Here is a 15399-nt window from a genome sequence, read left to right as displayed (position 1 = left end):
GACACCTACATCCCGACCCCGGAACGTGCTGTTGACGGTACCTTCCTGATGCCGGTGGAAGACGTGTTCTCGATCTCTGGCCGTGGCACTGTGGTGACTGGTCGCGTTGAGCGCGGCATCATCAAGGTCGGCGAGGAAATCGAAATCGTCGGTATCGCCGACACCCAGAAGACCACTTGCACCGGCGTGGAAATGTTCCGCAAGCTGCTGGACCAAGGTCAAGCTGGTGACAACGTTGGCGTTCTGCTGCGTGGTACCAAGCGTGAAGACGTGCAGCGCGGCCAGGTTCTGGCCAAGCCGGGTTCGATCAAGCCGCACAAGCACTTCACCGGCGAGATCTATGTTCTGTCGAAGGATGAAGGCGGCCGTCACACCCCGTTCTTCAACAACTACCGCCCGCAGTTCTACTTCCGTACCACTGACGTGACCGGTGCGATCGAACTGCCGAAGGACAAGGAAATGGTCATGCCGGGCGACAACGTGTCGATCACCGTGCAACTGATCAACCCGATCGCCATGGAAGAAGGTCTGCGTTTCGCCATCCGTGAAGGCGGTCGTACCGTCGGCGCCGGCGTCGTCGCCAAGATCTTCGACTAATCGTCGAATCGCAGTAGCAGCAAAGCAACACTAGTCGCATTTTTAACATCGCCGGGGATGATCCCCATCCCCGGTTCGTTCTTTAAAGGAAAATCATGTCGGTTCCTAGCCAAAAAATCCGTATCCGTCTGAAAGCTTTCGACTATCGTCTGATCGACCAGTCCGCTCTGGAAATCGTTGACACCGCAAAGCGTACCGGCGCTGTCGTCAAGGGCCCGGTTCCCCTGCCGACCCGCATCCAGCGCTTCGACGTCCTGCGTTCGCCGCACGTCAACAAGACTTCCCGCGATCAGTTCGAAATCCGTACCCATCAGCGCCTGATGGATATCGTCGATCCGACCGACAAGACGGTTGACGCATTGATGAAGCTGGACCTGCCCGCTGGCGTTGATGTCGAAATCAAGCTGCAGTAATTGCAGTCATCAGCAGGTGTAGTGTTGGAAAAGCGCACAACCTCGGTTGTGCGCTTTTCTTTTAGGGGCTATAATACTCGGCTTCGATGTGGGTTTTGCGTCCGCAAAGCCTGCAATTTATGGTAGTACGAACATCAGCCCCGCCCAATCGCAGGCGGGAATGGAGAAAACAATGAGCCTGGGCCTTGTTGGTCGCAAGGTTGGTATGATGCGCATCTTCACGGAAGATGGGGATTCGATCCCTGTGACCGTGCTGGACGTGTCCAACAACCGCGTGACACAAATCAAAACGCCTGAAGTGGATGGTTATTCCGCTGTTCAGGTGACCTTCGGTCAACGCCGCGCTTCGCGCGTGGTGAAAGCCGCCGCCGGCCACTTCGCCAAAGCTGGCGTCGAGGCAGGTACTGTCCTCAAAGAATTCCGTGTTGACGCTTCCAAGGCTGCCGAACTGAAGGCAGGCGACGTCGTTGGCATCGGCATGTTTGAAGCTGGCCAGAAAGTCGACGTGCAAGGCGTGTCGATCGGTAAGGGCTACGCCGGTACCATCAAGCGTTACAACTTCGCATCGGGTCGCGCGACCCACGGTAACTCCCGCTCGCACAACGTTCCTGGCTCCATCGGTATGGCGCAGGATCCGGGCCGCGTGTTCCCCGGCAAGCGCATGACCGGTCATCTGGGTGATGTCAAGACCACCGTCCAGAACCTGGAAATCGCCCGTGTGGACGCAGAGCGTCAATTGCTGTTGGTGAAGGGTGCCGTTCCCGGCGCCAAGAACGGTCAAGTGATCGTTTCGCCGGCAGTCAAAGTCAAAGCGAAGAAGGGGGCTTAATCAATGGAACTGAAGCTCCTGAATGACCAAGGTCAAGCTGCTTCGAACGTCGCTGCGCCGGATACCATTTTCGGTCGTGACTACAACGAAGCCCTGATCCACCAGGTCGTGGTTGCCTACCAAGCTAACGCTCGTAGCGGCAATCGCAAGCAAAAGGATCGTGAAGAAGTCAGCCACACCACCAAGAAGCCGTGGCGTCAAAAGGGTACTGGCCGTGCACGTGCCGGTATGTCCTCGTCGCCTCTGTGGCGCGGTGGTGGTCGTATCTTCCCGAACTCGCCTGACGAAAACTTCACCCACAAGGTCAACAAGAAGATGTATCGCGCAGGTGTCTGCTCGATCCTGTCCCAGTTGGCACGTGAAGGCCGCCTGTCGGTCGTGGAAGAATTCGCCGTCGAAGCCCCGAAGACCAAGCTGCTGGCCCAAAAGCTGAAGGGCATGGGCATGGAATCGGTGCTGGTTATTACCGACAGCCTGGACGAAAAGCTGCTGCTGGCCTCGCGCAATCTGCCGGGCGTGCTGGTGGTCGAGCCGCGTCAAGCTGATCCCGTGTCGCTGGTGTACTTCAAGAATGTCTTGATCACCAAGCCGGCTCTGGCAAAGATTGAGGAGTTGCTGGCATGAACGCAATCGTGAAACATAGCGAAGAGCGCCTGATGAAGGTGCTGCTGGCACCGGTGATCTCCGAAAAGGCAACTTTCGTCGCCGAGAAGAACGAGCAAGTCGTCTTCCTGGTCGCCAAGGATGCTACCAAGCTGGAAGTCAAGGCCGCCGTCGAACTGCTGTTCAAGGTGGAAGTGGAATCGGTGCAAGTCGCCAACCGTCAGGGCAAGCAGAAGCGCTCGCGCAACGGTATGGGTCGCCGCAACCACACCCGCCGCGCTTTCGTCAGCCTGAAGCCGGGTCAAGAAATCAACTTCACCGAGGAGGCTAAATAATGGCACTCGTAAAAGTGAAGCCGACCTCGCCCGGTCGGCGCGGCATGGTCAAGGTCGTCAATCCCGACCTGTACAAGGGCCGTCCGCTGGCATCGCTGGTCGAAAAGAAGTCCAAGACCGCCGGCCGTAACAACAACGGTCACATCACCACCCGCCACATCGGCGGTGGTCACAAGCAGCACTACCGTGTTGTCGACTTCCGTCGCAACAAGGATGGCATTCCTGCCAAGGTCGAGCGTATCGAATACGACCCGAACCGTACCGCGCACATCGCACTGCTGTGCTACGCGGACGGCGAGCGCAAGTACATCATCGCTCCCAAGGGCGTGTCGGTTGGTGATCAGCTGATCAGCGGTTCTGAAGCTCCGATCAAGTCGGGCAACACCCTGCCGATCCGCAACATCCCAGTCGGTACCACCATCCACTGCGTGGAAATGCTGCCGGGCAAGGGTGCTCAAATCGCCCGTACCGCCGGTGCCGCTGTCGTGCTGATGGCACGCGAAGGTACCTACGCTCAGGTTCGCCTGCGCTCCGGTGAAGTGCGTCGCGTTCACATCGAATGCCGCGCCACCATCGGCGAAGTCGGTAACGGCGAGCACAACCTGCGCAAGATCGGTAAGGCTGGTGCAACCCGTTGGCGCGGTGTGCGTCCGACCGTTCGTGGCGTTGTCATGAACCCGGTGGATCACCCGCACGGTGGTGGTGAAGGCAAGACCGCCGCTGGCCGTCACCCGGTTTCGCCGTGGGGCCAGCAGACCAAGGGCAAGAAGACTCGTAGCAACAAGCGTACGACTTCGATGATTGTCTCGCGTCGCGGCAAGAAATAAAGGATAAAACATGACACGTTCATTGAAAAAAGGTCCTTTCTGCGACGCCCACCTGGTGAAAAAGGTTGAGGCTGCCCAGGCTACCAAGGACAAGAAGCCGATCAAGACCTGGTCGCGTCGTTCGACCATCATGCCCGACTTCATCGGTCTGACCATCGCCGTGCACAACGGCAAGGCACACGTGCCTGTCTATGTGTCGGAAAACATGGTTGGTCACAAGCTCGGCGAATTCGCGCTGACCCGTACTTTCAAGGGTCACGCTGCCGATAAGAAGGCTAAGAAATAAGGTCCTATGATGGAAACTAAAGCTACTCTGCGCGGTGTGCACCTGTCGGCCCAGAAAGGCCGCCTGGTTGCAGACCTGATCCGCGGTAAAAAAGTTGATCAGGCACTGAATATCTTGGCCTTCAGCCCCAAGAAGGGCGCGGTCATCATCAAGAAGGTTCTGGAGTCCGCAATCGCGAACGCCGAGCACAACGATGGTGCCGACATTGACGAGCTGAAAGTCAAGACCATTTATGTGGAAAAGGGTGCGGTCCTGAAGCGCTTCACAGCGCGTGCAAAGGGCCGTGGTGATCGTATTTCCAAGCAGTCGTGTCACATCTACGTGACCGTCGGAAACTAAGGAGTCACGATGGGACAGAAGATTCATCCAACCGGTTTCCGTCTGGCGGTTACACGTAACTGGGGCTCGCGTTGGTATGCAGGCAACAACAACTTTGCCGACATGCTCAACGAGGACCTGAAGGTCCGTGCTTACCTGAAGAAGAAGCTGAAGAACGCCTCGGTCGGCCGTGTGGTCATCGAGCGTCCGGCCAAGAATGCCCGCATCACCATTTACAGCTCCCGTCCGGGCGTTGTGATTGGCAAGAAGGGTGAAGACATCGAAGTGCTGAAGTCGGCACTGGCCAAGCTGATGGGCGTGCCCGTGCACGTCAACATCGAAGAAATCCGCAAGCCGGAAGCCGATGCTCAGCTGATCGCTGACTCGATCTGTCAGCAGCTGGAAAAGCGCATCATGTTCCGCCGCGCCATGAAGCGTGCGATGCAGAACGCCATGCGTCTGGGCGCCCAAGGCATCAAGATCATGTCGTCGGGTCGTCTGAACGGCATCGAAATCGCACGTACCGAATGGTACCGTGAAGGCCGTGTGCCCCTGCACACCCTGCGCGCCGATATCGACTATGGCTTCGGCGAAGCTGAAACCACCTACGGCATCATCGGTGTGAAGGTGTGGGTCTACAAGGGCGATCGCCTGGCAAACGGCGAAGCGCCGGTGCTGGTCGGTGAACCGGAAGACGACAAGAAGCGTCGTGGTCCCCGTCGTGACGACGGCAAGCCGGGTGCACGTCCCCGCTCCAAGACTGGTGCTCCTGGCGCCGGTGCAAAGCGTGGCGGTGGTCGTCCTCAAGCTGCCGATGCCGGTGTGTCGGCTGAGAAAGCAGGAGAATAATCATGCTGCAACCAGCACGTAGAAAATATCGTAAAGAACAAAAAGGTCGTAACACCGGCATTTCGCACACCCGCGGAACCGCCGTCTCGTTCGGCGATTTTGGTCTGAAGGCAGTTGGCCGCGGCCGTATTACTGCTCGTCAGATCGAAGCTGCTCGTCGCGCGATGACCCGTCACATCAAGCGCGGTGGTCGTATCTGGATCCGCGTTTTCCCGGACAAGCCAATCTCCCAGAAGCCTGCTGAAGTGCGTATGGGTAACGGTAAGGGCAATCCGGAGTACTACGTGGCTGAAATCCAGCCGGGTAAGGTACTGTACGAGATGGACGGTGTGGACGAAACCCTGGCTCGCGAGGCGTTCCGTTTGGCTGCTGCCAAATTGCCGCTTGCGACGACTTTCGTTGTTCGCCAAGTCGGTCAATAATTAGGAGCGGAACATGAAAGCATCGGAACTCCGCGGTAAGGACAAGGCAGGGCTGGAAAAGGAACTGGGCGAGCTGTTGAAGGCCCAGTTCAGCCTGCGCATGCAAATTGCGACCCAGCAACTGAACAATACCGCACAGCTGAAGAAGGTACGTCGCGACATCGCACGTGTGAAAACTGTGATCAACTCGAAGGATGGCCAACAATGAACGATCAAGTGAAACAAGCGCTCAAGCGCACGCTGATTGGCAAAGTTGTGTCGGACAAGATGGACAAGACCGTCACTGTCGAAATCGAGCGTCAAATGAAGCACCCGCTGTACGGCAAGATCATCAAGCGCACCAAGAAGTACCATGCGCATGATGAGCAAAACTCGGCGAAGGCCGGCGATGTGGTGGAAATCACCGAAAGCCGTCCGATCTCCAAGACGAAGTCGTGGACTGTGACCCGTGTGGTGCAGGAAGCACAAATCGTCTAAGTAGTAAATGTAGTACTTGCGTGCTCGATATTATGCTGCCATAATATCGAGCTCTTTCTTTGTAAGCATAAGCCTGCAAAGAGAGGCTCAAGAGTAGCTCTATTCGTCCCCTAACTAGCGAGTTCGCTTGCTAACAGGACCAAGACTGACCGCCAGCGCATCGTGCGAAGCGGATTAAGTTGGGAAAGAAAATATCATGATTCAAACTGAAAGCCGGCTCGAAGTGGCCGACAACACTGGTGCGCGCGAAGTTCTGTGCATCAAGGTCTTGGGTGGTTCCAAGCGCCGCTATGCGGGCATTGGCGATGTGATCAAGGTTACTGTCAAGAGCGCAGCACCGCGTGGTCGCGTCAAGAAGGGTGAAATTTATAACGCTGTCGTCGTTCGCACCGCCAAGGGCGTGCGTCGTCAGGATGGTTCGCTGGTCAAGTTCGATGGTAATGCTGCCGTCCTGCTGAACGCCAAGCTCGAGCCCATCGGCACCCGTATCTTTGGGCCGGTGACTCGTGAGCTGCGTACAGAGCGCTTCATGAAGATCGTCTCCCTGGCACCTGAAGTTCTGTAAGGAGTGGTCATGGCAAAGATTCGTAAAAACGATGAAGTCATCGTGTTGACCGGCAAAGACAAGGGCAAGCGCGGTGTCGTGACTGCTCGCGTCAGCGCCGATTATGTCGTCGTGGAAGGCGTGAATGTCGCAAAGAAGGCGACCCGTCCCAATCCGATGACTGGTGCAACTGGCGGCATCGTCGATAAGCTGATGCCAATTCATGTGTCGAACGTCGCGTTGTTCAACGCGGCGACCGGCAAGGCAGATCGTGTGGCTTACAAGGAAGTGGACGGCAAGAAGGTCCGCGCTTACAAGTCCAACGGCGAAGTCGTTAAGGTTTAAACATCATGGCACGTCTTCAACAGTTTTATAAAGATAAGGTCGTCGCCGATCTGACTACGAAGTATTCGTACAAGTCGGTGATGGAAGTTCCGCGCATCCTGAAGATCACCCTGAACATGGGTCTGTCGGAAGCAGTTGCGGACAAGAAGATCATCGAGCACGCCGTTGGCGATCTGACCAAGATCGCTGGCCAGAAGCCGGTGGTGACCAAGGCTCGCAAGGCTATCGCAGGTTTCAAGATCCGCGAAGGCTATCCGATCGGTTGCATGGTGACCCTGCGTGGCGCCCGCATGTACGAATTCCTGGATCGTCTGATCACCGTGGCCCTGCCGCGCGTGCGTGACTTCCGTGGTGTGTCGGGTCGTGCGTTCGACGGTCGTGGCAACTACAACATCGGTGTGAAAGAGCAGATCATCTTCCCCGAAATCGAGTACGACAAGATCGATGCACTGCGTGGCATGAACATCAGCATCACCACGACTGCAAAGACCGACGACGAAGCGAAGGCGCTTCTCGCCGCATTTAAATTCCCGTTCAGAAACTGAGGATGCCATGGCAAAACTGGCACTGATTAACCGTGAACAGAAGCGCGCAGAAATGGTGAAGAAGTATGCTGCCAAGCGCGCCGAGTTGAAGGCTATTATCGACGACCAATCGAAGTCGGATGAAGAGCGTTACGAAGCACGTCTGAAGCTGCAGGCGCTGCCCCGTAACTCGGCTCCGACCCGCCAACGTAACCGTTGCGCGCTGACTGGCCGTCCCCGTGGTACTTTCCGCAAGTTCGGATTGGGCCGTATCAAGGTCCGTGAAATCGCCATGCGCGGCGAAATCCCGGGTTTGACCAAAGCTAGCTGGTAATAGGAGAAGAAGCAATGAGTATGAGCGATCCTATCGCCGATATGCTGACCCGTATCCGCAATGCACAAGGCGTGAACAAGACCACCGTCGTCATGCCGTCTTCCAAGGTGAAGGTTGCCATTGCCAACGTCCTCAAGGACGAGGGTTATATCGAAGATTTCGCCGTGGTTGCCGCAGATGGCAAGGCTGAATTGAAAATCGGTTTGAAGTATTACGCTGGCCGTCCGGTCATCGAGCGCCTGGAGCGCGTGTCCCGTCCTGGTCTGCGCATCTACAAGGGCAAGGATGATATTCCGAACGTCATGAATGGCCTGGGTGTGGCGATTGTGTCCACCCCGCGCGGCGTGATGACTGATCGCAAAGCACGCGCAACCGGTGTCGGTGGCGAAGTGATTTGCTACGTGGCCTAAGGAGTGCAAGATGTCTCGTGTAGGTAAAATGCCTGTTGCACTGCCGAGTGGCGCGGAAGCGACCATCACTGCAGAGCAAATCACCGTCAAGGGCCCGCTGGGCTCCTTGACCCAACCGCTGACCAAGAAGGTCAAGGTGGTCAACAACAATGGCTCGCTGAGCTTCGAAGTGGCTGATGACAGCCGCGAAGCCAACGCGATGTCGGGCACCCTGCGTGCTCTGGTCAACAACATGGTCAACGGCGTCACCAAGGGCTTCGAAAAGAAGCTGAACCTGGTCGGCGTGGGTTTCCGTGCACAAGCACAAGGCGACAAGCTGAACCTGTCGCTGGGCTTCTCGCACCCCATCGTTCACCAGATGCCTGCTGGCATCAAGGTTGAGACCCCGACCCAGACCGAAATCCTGATCAAGGGTATCGATCGCCAGGTGGTTGGCCAGGTCGCCGCTGAAATTCGCGCGTACCGCGAACCCGAACCCTATAAGGGCAAGGGTGTGCGCTACGCTGACGAAGTGGTGACGCTCAAAGAAACCAAGAAGAAGTAATAGGGGTTGACGATGGACAAGAAACAATCTCGCCTGCGCCGTGCGACTCAGACTCGCGCCAAGATCGCAGAACTGAAGGTGAATCGTCTGGCTGTGCACCGTACCAACACGCACATCTACGCCAGCGTCATCGGCCCCGACGCCAACGTGCTGGCCTCCGCTTCCACCCTGGAAGCAGAAGTCCGCGCCGAGCTGGCTGGTCAATCCGGCAAGGGTGGCAACGCCGCTGCTGCCGCCCTGATCGGCAAGCGCGTTGCAGAGAAGGCTCTGAAGGCCGGTGTGACTGAAGTCGCATTCGACCGCTCCGGTTTCCGTTATCACGGTCGCGTCAAGGCGCTGGCTGAGGCTGCGCGTGAAGCCGGCCTGAAGTTCTAAGGATTATCGATCATGGCAAAAATGCAATCGAAAACGCAAAGCGACAAGCCTGATGACGGCATGCGCGAAAAGATGATCGCAGTCAACCGCGTCACCAAGGTGGTGAAGGGTGGCCGCATCATGGGTTTCGCAGCGCTGGCAGTGGTTGGTGACGGCGATGGCCGCATCGGCATGGGCAAGGGCAAGTCCAAGGAAGTGCCCGTCGCCGTGCAGAAGGCAATGGAAGAAGCACGTCGCAAGCTGATCAAGGTCACCCTGAAGAACGGTACCGTGCAGCACACCGTCATCGGCAAGCACGGCGCTTCGTCGGTGATGATCTCGCCGGCCAAGGACGGTACTGGCGTCATCGCCGGTGGTCCGATGCGCGCGATCTTCGAGGTGATGGGCGTGACCAACGTGGTGGCCAAGTCGACCGGTTCGACCAACCCCTACAACATGGTCCGTGCCACCCTGGACGGTCTGTCGAAGATGAACACTCCGGCTGAAATTGCTGCCAAGCGCGGCAAGTCGGTCGAAGAAATCCTGGGCTAAGGTGATCGAGATGGCTAACACAATCAAAGTCAAGCTGGTCAAGGGTCTGATCGGTACTCGTCAGGACCACCGCGCAACCGTGCGCGGTCTGGGTCTGCGTCGCGTCAACTCGGTGTCCGAACTGGAAGACACCCCGTCGGTGCGTGGCATGATCAACAAAGTGTCCTATCTTGTGAAAGTGGTGTCGTAAGCGTCAGCTTGCGAACGGAGCGAATCATGCAATTAAACACTATCCAACCCGCAGAAGGCGCGAAGCACGCTAAGCGTCGCGTCGGTCGTGGTATCGGCTCTGGCCTGGGCAAGACTGCCGGTCGTGGTCACAAGGGTCAGAAGTCGCGTTCGGGCGGTTTCCACAAGGTCGGCTTCGAAGGCGGCCAGATGCCCCTGCAACGCCGTCTGCCCAAGCGCGGTTTCAAGTCGCTGGCTACGCCTTACAAGGCTGAAGTTCGCCTGTCCGACCTGGAAAAGCTGCCCGTCGCCGAGATCGACGTGCTGGCACTGAAGCAAGCCGGCCTGGTGTCGGAACTGGCTCGTGTCGTGCGTATCATCAAGGCTGGCGAACTGACCAAGAAGGTAACCGTCAAGGGTCTGATCGCAACTGCTGGTGCCAAGGCCGCTATCGAAGCAGCCGGTGGTTCCATCGCTGAGTGATCCGGTCCCGGAGCATTAATTGGCAACTACTCCTCAATTAGCGAAAGGTGCCGCAAAAGGCTTCCCCTGGGGGCGTTTGTGGTTCCTGCTGGGAGCGTTGATCGTTTATCGCATCGGTGCACATATCCCGGTTCCGGGTATTGATCCGACGCAGTTGGCGCAGCTGTTCAAGCAGAATCAGGGCGGCATTCTGGGCATGTTCAACATGTTCTCCGGTGGTGCCCTGTCGCGCTTTACGATCTTCGCACTGGGGATCATGCCGTATATCTCGGCATCGATCATCATGCAGCTGCTGTCGGTGGTTTCGCCGCAGCTGGAAGCATTGAAGAAAGAGGGTGAGGCCGGTCGTCGCAAGATCACGCAGTACACCCGTTACGGCACCCTGGTGCTGGCGACCTTCCAGGCGCTGGGCATTGCGGTGGCGCTGGAATCGCAAGCCGGCCTGGTGCTGGATCCGGGTCTGGCCTTCCGTATGACCACGGTGGTGACGCTCATCACCGGCACGATGTTCCTGATGTGGCTGGGCGAACAGATCACCGAACGGGGTCTGGGCAATGGCATCTCGATCATCATCTTCGCGGGTATTGCAGCAGGCCTGCCGAATGCTCTGGGCGGCTTGTTCGAGCTGGTTCGTACCGGTTCGATGAATGCCCTGTCGGCGATCCTGATCTGCGTGATCGTGGCTCTGGTGACGTTCCTGGTGGTCTTCATCGAACGTGGTCAGCGCAAGATCCTGGTGAACTATGCGAAGCGTCAGGTCGGCAACAAGATCTACGGTGGTCAAAGCAGCCACCTGCCGCTGAAGCTGAACATGGCTGGCGTGATCCCGCCGATCTTTGCATCGTCGATCATCCTGTTCCCGGCCACGATCACCAGCTGGTTCACATCGGGTGATTCGTCAAATCCCTTCATTCGTTTTCTGAAGGATCTGGCGGCATCGATGGCACCAGGCGAACCGATCCATGCCTTGCTGTATGCGGTGGCTATCGTCTTCTTCTGCTTCTTCTACACCGCACTGGTGTTCAACAGCAAGGAAACGGCAGACAACCTGAAGAAGAGTGGTGCGTTTGTTCCGGGGATCCGTCCGGGTGATCAGACGGCGCGTTATATCGACAAGATCCTGATGCGCCTGACCCTGGCCGGCGCCGTGTACATCACTCTGGTGTGCCTGTTGCCAGAGTTCCTGATCGCACGCTGGAAGGTGCCGTTCTATTTCGGTGGCACATCGCTGCTGATCATTGTGGTCGTGACGATGGATTTCATGGCCCAAGTGCAGAACTATGTGATGTCTCAGCAGTATGAATCGTTGCTCCGCAAAGCTAATTTCAAGGGTGGCATGACACCGCGATAAGCGGCCTCATGCCCCAGAGGAAGAAGACACGGAATGGCAAAAGACGACGTTATTCAGATGCAGGGCGAGATTCTTGAAAATCTGCCCAACGCGACATTCAGGGTTAAGTTGGAAAACGGTCACGTTGTACTCGGCCATATTTCCGGCAAGATGCGCATGAATTACATCCGTATCCTGCCTGGCGATAAGGTAACGGTGGAACTGACGCCTTACGATTTGAGCCGGGCACGTATCGTGTTCCGAACCAAGTAACAGTGAAACATTGAAAGAAAGAGGGCCACAATGAAAGTGCTCGCATCAGTCAAGCGGATCTGCCGCAACTGCAAAATCATCAAGCGCAATGGCGTCGTTCGTGTGATCTGCACCGAACCCCGTCACAAGCAGCGCCAGGGTTAACTTAACGTTATTGATCGAGGAATAACGAATGGCACGTATTGCAGGGGTCAACATCCCCAACCATCAGCACACCGTAATCGGCCTGACCGCCATCTATGGTATTGGCCGTCCGCGCGCACAAGACATTTGCGCTGCTACCGGCGTTCCGACCAACAAGAAGGTCAAGGACCTGGACGATAACGAGCTGGAAAAGCTGCGTGACGAAATCGCCAAGTTCGTCGTGGAAGGCGATCTGCGCCGTGAGTTGTCCATGAACATCAAGCGTTTGATGGACCTGGGTTGCTACCGCGGTCTGCGTCACCGTCGTGGCCTGCCGGTTCGTGGTCAACGCACCCGCACCAACGCCCGTACTCGCAAGGGTCCGCGCAAGGCCGCTCAATCGCTGAAGAAATAATCCCGGCAGGCGCAAGCACTGGTCGGATTCAAGGAAGAAATTATGGCAAAGTCCCCCAACAACGCAGCAGCATCGCGTGTTCGTAAGAAAGTTAAGAAGAACGTTGCTGAAGGCATCGCGCACGTTCACGCTTCGTTCAACAACACCATCATCACGATCACCGACCGTCAGGGCAATGCCCTGTCGTGGGCGACCTCGGGTGGTGCTGGCTTCAAGGGTTCGCGCAAGTCGACTCCGTTCGCCGCCCAGGTCGCCGCTGAAAGCGCCGGCAAGGTCGCGATCGAATGCGGCATCAAGAACCTGGAAGTGCGTATCAAGGGCCCTGGCCCGGGCCGTGAATCCGCAGTGCGCGCTCTGAACAACCTGGGTATCAAGATCACCCAGATCCAGGACGTGACCCCGGTCCCGCACAACGGTTGCCGTCCGCCGAAGCGCCGTCGCATCTAAGTTGTAGTATAATCTTGCGCTTTCGCCTGGCTTCAGGTGAAAGCGCTGGAAATCACCCGCCAATCGCCTTGGCGGGTTTTGTTCTTAAGACCACTGTCTGACCGCATGCAGGTCAGACTAGCGTCCGGCAGTCTGGGACGTCATTGATAAAGGAAATACCGTGGCACGTTATATCGGACCCAAAGCAAAACTCTCCCGCCGCGAAGGCACCGACCTGTTCCTGAAGAGCGCACGCCGCTCGCTGGATTCCAAGTGCAAGCTGGATTCCAAGCCAGGTCAACACGGCCGCACCTCCGGCGCCCGCACTTCCGATTACGGCAACCAGCTGCGTGAAAAGCAGAAGGTCAAGCGCATGTACGGCGTCCTCGAGCGTCAGTTCCGCCGCTACTTCGCTGAAGCCGACCGCCGCAAGGGCAACACCGGCGAAACCCTGCTGAAGCTGCTGGAATCGCGCCTGGACAACGTCGTCTACCGCATGGGCTTCGGCTCGACCCGCGCTGAAGCGCGTCAGCTGGTGTCCCACAAGGCCCTGACCGTGAACGGTCAAGTCGTGAACATCGCTTCCTACTCGGTTAAGGCTGGTGACGTCGTCGCCATCCGCGAAAAGGCCAAGAAGCAAGTGCGTATCGCCGAAGCCCTGTCGCTGGCCGAATCGAACGGTTTCCCGCAGTGGGTTTCCGTGGATTCGAAGAAGCTGGAAGGCACCTTCAAGTCCGCTCCGGACCGTAGCGAAATCGCTGCCGACGTCAACGAATCGCTGATCGTCGAACTGTACTCGCGTTAATCCGCCGTACCGCTGTACCTCTGTGCCCACCTCATGGTGGGCATTTTTCCGAACTGCCATCAGCCTTATCGGTGTAACGAGCCGAGGGTATTGAAAAGGACAATTCATGCAAAACAGTTTGTTGAAGCCCCGCATCATCGAAGTGGAAACACTGGCTCCCGGTCACGCCAAGGTCGTGATGGAGCCGTTCGAGCGCGGTTATGGTCACACCCTGGGCAACGCGCTGCGTCGCGTGCTGCTGTCGACCATGAGCGGTTACGCTCCCACCGAAGTCACCATCGCCGGTGTCGTGCACGAGTACTCCTCGCTGGACGGCGTGCAGGAAGACGTCGTGGACATCCTGCTGAACCTGAAGGGCGTGGTCTTCAAGCTGCACAACCGTGACGAAGTCACCCTGACCCTGAAGAAGGAAGGCGAAGGCGCCGTCCTGGCTTCCGATATCGATCTGCCGCACGACGTCGAACTGATCAACCCGGATCACGTCATCGCCAACCTGACCGGTGGCGGCAAGCTGGACATGCAGATCAAGGTCGAAAAGGGCCGTGGCTACGTGCCGGGCAACGTGCGTCGCCTGTCCGAAGACACCAACAAGACCATCGGTCGCATCATCCTGGACGCGTCCTTCTCGCCGGTGCGTCGCGTGTCCTACGCTGTGGAATCCGCACGTGTGGAACAGCGTACCGACCTGGACAAGCTGGTCATGAACATCGAGACCAACGGCGTCATCACTCCGGAAGAAGCGATCCGCCAATCGGCTCGCGTGCTGGTTGATCAACTGAACGTGTTCGCTGCCCTGGAAGGCACCGAAGCGACTGCAGAAGCACCGTCGCGCGCACCGCAGGTCGATCCTATCCTGCTGCGTCCGGTGGACGACCTGGAACTGACCGTTCGTTCCGCAAACTGCCTGAAGGCCGAGAACATCTACTACATCGGCGATCTGATCCAGCGCAGCGAAAACGAACTGCTGAAGACCCCGAACCTGGGTCGCAAGTCGTTGAACGAAATCAAGGAAGTCCTGGCTTCGCGTGGCCTGACCCTGGGCATGAAGCTGGAAAACTGGCCGCCGGCCGGTCTGGAGAAGTAATTCCTGCTGCCTGGCTGGCGTGGAGCACCATCCCGCCAGCCAGGCTGGCAAGACGCTGTATCTGTCGCACCCGTCGTACCCGTAGCAATACTTTTATCCGTCATTTACCGGTCCGCGGTCCGGACAGCGAAGCTGGCCTGCCGATAGAAGAACTGGATCAAAACTGTAACCTGAAAGGAAATTACCATGCGTCACCGTCACGGTCTCCGCAAACTGAATCGTACTTCGTCCCACCGTCTGGCCATGCTGCGCAACATGACTGTCTCCCTGCTGCGTCATGAAGCCATCAAGACCACCCTGCCGAAGGCCAAGGAACTGCGCCGCGTCGTCGAGCCGATCCTGACCCTGGGCAAGACCGACACCCTGGCCAACAAGCGTCTGGCCTTCAACCGCCTGCGCGATCGCGAAATCGTCGGCAAGCTGTTCTCTGAACTGGGCCCGCGCTACGCTGCCCGTAACGGCGGCTACCTGCGCATCCTGAAGATGGGCTTCCGTCAAGGCGACAACGCACCGATGGCGTTCGTCGAGCTGGTGGACCGTCCGGAAGTCAGCGACGCCGCTGATGCCCCGACCGCTGAGTAATTCACTCGCTTGTCCGTCTCTGCAGAAAAGCCAGGCTCAGCCTGGCTTTTTTTGTTTTTGGCGGCCCTTTTCCGCGGCATGTCCTGAGCTTGCATGGCGGCGCGCGGGCGCAGTCTGTGGTTGAATACGGCATGTGCAAGGAGATGC

30 protein-coding genes are annotated in these 15399 nt (G+C 57.6%); all 30 read left to right on the top strand.

Annotated features, from left to right (window positions below; all coding sequences use genetic code 11):
- A partial coding sequence (locus HWE04_RS22065) for an EF-Tu C-terminal domain-related protein (protein ID WP_241813702.1) occupies nt 1-597 on the top strand: 597 nt, incomplete at its 5' end.
- 95 nt (nt 598-692) lie between these two features.
- The gene (rpsJ, locus tag HWE04_RS22060) at nt 693-1010 is read left to right on the top strand and encodes a 30S ribosomal protein S10 (RefSeq protein ID WP_006464935.1); all 318 of its coding nucleotides are present in this window, start codon (nt 693-695) and stop codon (nt 1008-1010) included.
- Between the two features lie 172 nt (nt 1011-1182).
- Nucleotides 1183-1839 (top strand): 50S ribosomal protein L3, encoded by a 657-nt coding sequence (gene rplC / locus HWE04_RS22055; RefSeq protein WP_006464934.1) that lies wholly within the window; start codon nt 1183-1185, stop codon nt 1837-1839.
- Nucleotides 1840-1842: 3 nt separating this feature from the next.
- The gene (gene rplD / locus HWE04_RS22050) at nt 1843-2463 is read left to right on the top strand and encodes a 50S ribosomal protein L4 (protein WP_006464933.1); all 621 of its coding nucleotides are present in this window, start codon (nt 1843-1845) and stop codon (nt 2461-2463) included.
- Entirely contained in the window at nt 2460-2777 is a 318-nt protein-coding gene (gene rplW / locus HWE04_RS22045; protein WP_006464932.1) for a 50S ribosomal protein L23, read from the top strand. The genes rplD and rplW overlap by 4 nt, the downstream gene beginning before the upstream one ends.
- The gene (gene rplB / locus HWE04_RS22040) at nt 2777-3604 is read left to right on the top strand and encodes a 50S ribosomal protein L2 (protein WP_006464931.1); all 828 of its coding nucleotides are present in this window, start codon (nt 2777-2779) and stop codon (nt 3602-3604) included. Before rplW ends, rplB begins: the two co-directional genes overlap by 1 nt.
- 10 nt (nt 3605-3614) lie before the next feature.
- Nucleotides 3615-3890: a 30S ribosomal protein S19 gene (gene rpsS, locus HWE04_RS22035; protein WP_006464930.1), complete on the top strand. Its 276-nt coding sequence runs from the start codon at nt 3615-3617 to the stop codon at nt 3888-3890.
- Between the two features lie 6 nt (nt 3891-3896).
- Nucleotides 3897-4229: a 50S ribosomal protein L22 gene (gene rplV / locus HWE04_RS22030; RefSeq protein ID WP_008334132.1), complete on the top strand. Its 333-nt coding sequence runs from the start codon at nt 3897-3899 to the stop codon at nt 4227-4229.
- Between the two features lie 9 nt (nt 4230-4238).
- Nucleotides 4239-5057: a 30S ribosomal protein S3 gene (gene rpsC, locus HWE04_RS22025; protein ID WP_006464928.1), complete on the top strand. Its 819-nt coding sequence runs from the start codon at nt 4239-4241 to the stop codon at nt 5055-5057.
- Between the two features lie 2 nt (nt 5058-5059).
- Nucleotides 5060-5479 (top strand): 50S ribosomal protein L16, encoded by a 420-nt coding sequence (rplP, locus tag HWE04_RS22020; protein WP_006464927.1) that lies wholly within the window; start codon nt 5060-5062, stop codon nt 5477-5479.
- Between the two features lie 13 nt (nt 5480-5492).
- Nucleotides 5493-5687 carry a 50S ribosomal protein L29 gene (rpmC, locus tag HWE04_RS22015; RefSeq protein ID WP_006464926.1) on the top strand — a complete coding sequence of 65 codons (195 nt, stop codon included), beginning with the start codon at nt 5493-5495 and terminating at the stop codon, nt 5685-5687.
- A complete protein-coding gene (gene rpsQ, locus HWE04_RS22010) occupies nt 5684-5956 on the top strand; it encodes a 30S ribosomal protein S17 (protein WP_006464925.1) in 273 nt (90 codons plus the stop codon). Before rpmC ends, rpsQ begins: the two co-directional genes overlap by 4 nt.
- 196 nt (nt 5957-6152) lie before the next feature.
- The gene (gene rplN, locus HWE04_RS22005; RefSeq protein ID WP_006464924.1) at nt 6153-6521 is read left to right on the top strand and encodes a 50S ribosomal protein L14; all 369 of its coding nucleotides are present in this window, start codon (nt 6153-6155) and stop codon (nt 6519-6521) included.
- A 9-nt stretch (nt 6522-6530) separates the two neighbouring features.
- A complete protein-coding gene (rplX, locus tag HWE04_RS22000) occupies nt 6531-6845 on the top strand; it encodes a 50S ribosomal protein L24 (RefSeq protein ID WP_006464923.1) in 315 nt (104 codons plus the stop codon).
- A 5-nt stretch (nt 6846-6850) separates the two neighbouring features.
- On the top strand, nt 6851-7390 hold the full coding sequence (gene rplE, locus HWE04_RS21995; RefSeq protein ID WP_006464922.1) for a 50S ribosomal protein L5: 540 nt from the start codon (nt 6851-6853) through the stop codon (nt 7388-7390).
- 7 nt (nt 7391-7397) lie between these two features.
- On the top strand, nt 7398-7703 hold the full coding sequence (gene rpsN / locus HWE04_RS21990) for a 30S ribosomal protein S14 (protein ID WP_006464921.1): 306 nt from the start codon (nt 7398-7400) through the stop codon (nt 7701-7703).
- Nucleotides 7704-7717: 14 nt separating this feature from the next.
- The gene (gene rpsH, locus HWE04_RS21985) at nt 7718-8113 is read left to right on the top strand and encodes a 30S ribosomal protein S8 (RefSeq protein ID WP_006464920.1); all 396 of its coding nucleotides are present in this window, start codon (nt 7718-7720) and stop codon (nt 8111-8113) included.
- Nucleotides 8114-8123: 10 nt separating this feature from the next.
- Entirely contained in the window at nt 8124-8657 is a 534-nt protein-coding gene (rplF, locus tag HWE04_RS21980; protein ID WP_006464919.1) for a 50S ribosomal protein L6, read from the top strand.
- 12 nt (nt 8658-8669) lie between these two features.
- Nucleotides 8670-9032 carry a 50S ribosomal protein L18 gene (rplR, locus tag HWE04_RS21975; RefSeq protein WP_006464918.1) on the top strand — a complete coding sequence of 121 codons (363 nt, stop codon included), beginning with the start codon at nt 8670-8672 and terminating at the stop codon, nt 9030-9032.
- 12 nt (nt 9033-9044) lie between these two features.
- Nucleotides 9045-9563, top strand: coding sequence for a 30S ribosomal protein S5 (gene rpsE, locus HWE04_RS21970; protein ID WP_006464917.1), 519 nt, complete (start codon nt 9045-9047; stop codon nt 9561-9563).
- Nucleotides 9564-9573: 10 nt separating this feature from the next.
- On the top strand, nt 9574-9753 hold the full coding sequence (rpmD, locus tag HWE04_RS21965; RefSeq protein WP_006464916.1) for a 50S ribosomal protein L30: 180 nt from the start codon (nt 9574-9576) through the stop codon (nt 9751-9753).
- Nucleotides 9754-9779: 26 nt separating this feature from the next.
- Nucleotides 9780-10214, top strand: coding sequence for a 50S ribosomal protein L15 (gene rplO, locus HWE04_RS21960; protein WP_006464915.1), 435 nt, complete (start codon nt 9780-9782; stop codon nt 10212-10214).
- Between the two features lie 19 nt (nt 10215-10233).
- Entirely contained in the window at nt 10234-11565 is a 1332-nt protein-coding gene (secY, locus tag HWE04_RS21955; RefSeq protein WP_006464914.1) for a preprotein translocase subunit SecY, read from the top strand.
- Between the two features lie 33 nt (nt 11566-11598).
- Nucleotides 11599-11817 carry a translation initiation factor IF-1 gene (gene infA, locus HWE04_RS21950; protein WP_005663428.1) on the top strand — a complete coding sequence of 73 codons (219 nt, stop codon included), beginning with the start codon at nt 11599-11601 and terminating at the stop codon, nt 11815-11817.
- Nucleotides 11818-11847: 30 nt separating this feature from the next.
- The gene (rpmJ, locus tag HWE04_RS21945) at nt 11848-11961 is read left to right on the top strand and encodes a 50S ribosomal protein L36 (protein ID WP_006464913.1); all 114 of its coding nucleotides are present in this window, start codon (nt 11848-11850) and stop codon (nt 11959-11961) included.
- A gap of 28 nt (nt 11962-11989) precedes the next feature.
- Nucleotides 11990-12355: a 30S ribosomal protein S13 gene (gene rpsM, locus HWE04_RS21940; RefSeq protein WP_006464912.1), complete on the top strand. Its 366-nt coding sequence runs from the start codon at nt 11990-11992 to the stop codon at nt 12353-12355.
- 42 nt (nt 12356-12397) lie between these two features.
- Nucleotides 12398-12802 carry a 30S ribosomal protein S11 gene (gene rpsK / locus HWE04_RS21935; protein WP_006464911.1) on the top strand — a complete coding sequence of 135 codons (405 nt, stop codon included), beginning with the start codon at nt 12398-12400 and terminating at the stop codon, nt 12800-12802.
- A gap of 160 nt (nt 12803-12962) precedes the next feature.
- Nucleotides 12963-13586, top strand: a complete 624-nt coding sequence (gene rpsD / locus HWE04_RS21930) for a 30S ribosomal protein S4 (RefSeq protein WP_006464910.1) — start codon at nt 12963-12965, stop codon at nt 13584-13586.
- Nucleotides 13587-13692: 106 nt separating this feature from the next.
- Nucleotides 13693-14670, top strand: coding sequence for a DNA-directed RNA polymerase subunit alpha (locus HWE04_RS21925; RefSeq protein ID WP_006464909.1), 978 nt, complete (start codon nt 13693-13695; stop codon nt 14668-14670).
- Between the two features lie 186 nt (nt 14671-14856).
- Nucleotides 14857-15252: a 50S ribosomal protein L17 gene (gene rplQ, locus HWE04_RS21920; protein ID WP_006464908.1), complete on the top strand. Its 396-nt coding sequence runs from the start codon at nt 14857-14859 to the stop codon at nt 15250-15252.
- The last annotated feature ends 147 nt before the right edge of the window (nt 15253-15399 follow it).

The sequence above is a fragment of the Herbaspirillum sp. C7C2 genome (genome assembly GCF_022627865.1).
In the GTDB taxonomy this organism is placed as follows: domain Bacteria; phylum Pseudomonadota; class Gammaproteobacteria; order Burkholderiales; family Burkholderiaceae_D; genus Herbaspirillum; species Herbaspirillum frisingense.
Note: the sequence above shows the minus strand (reverse complement) of the source record. Positions and strands in the feature narration are given on the sequence as shown.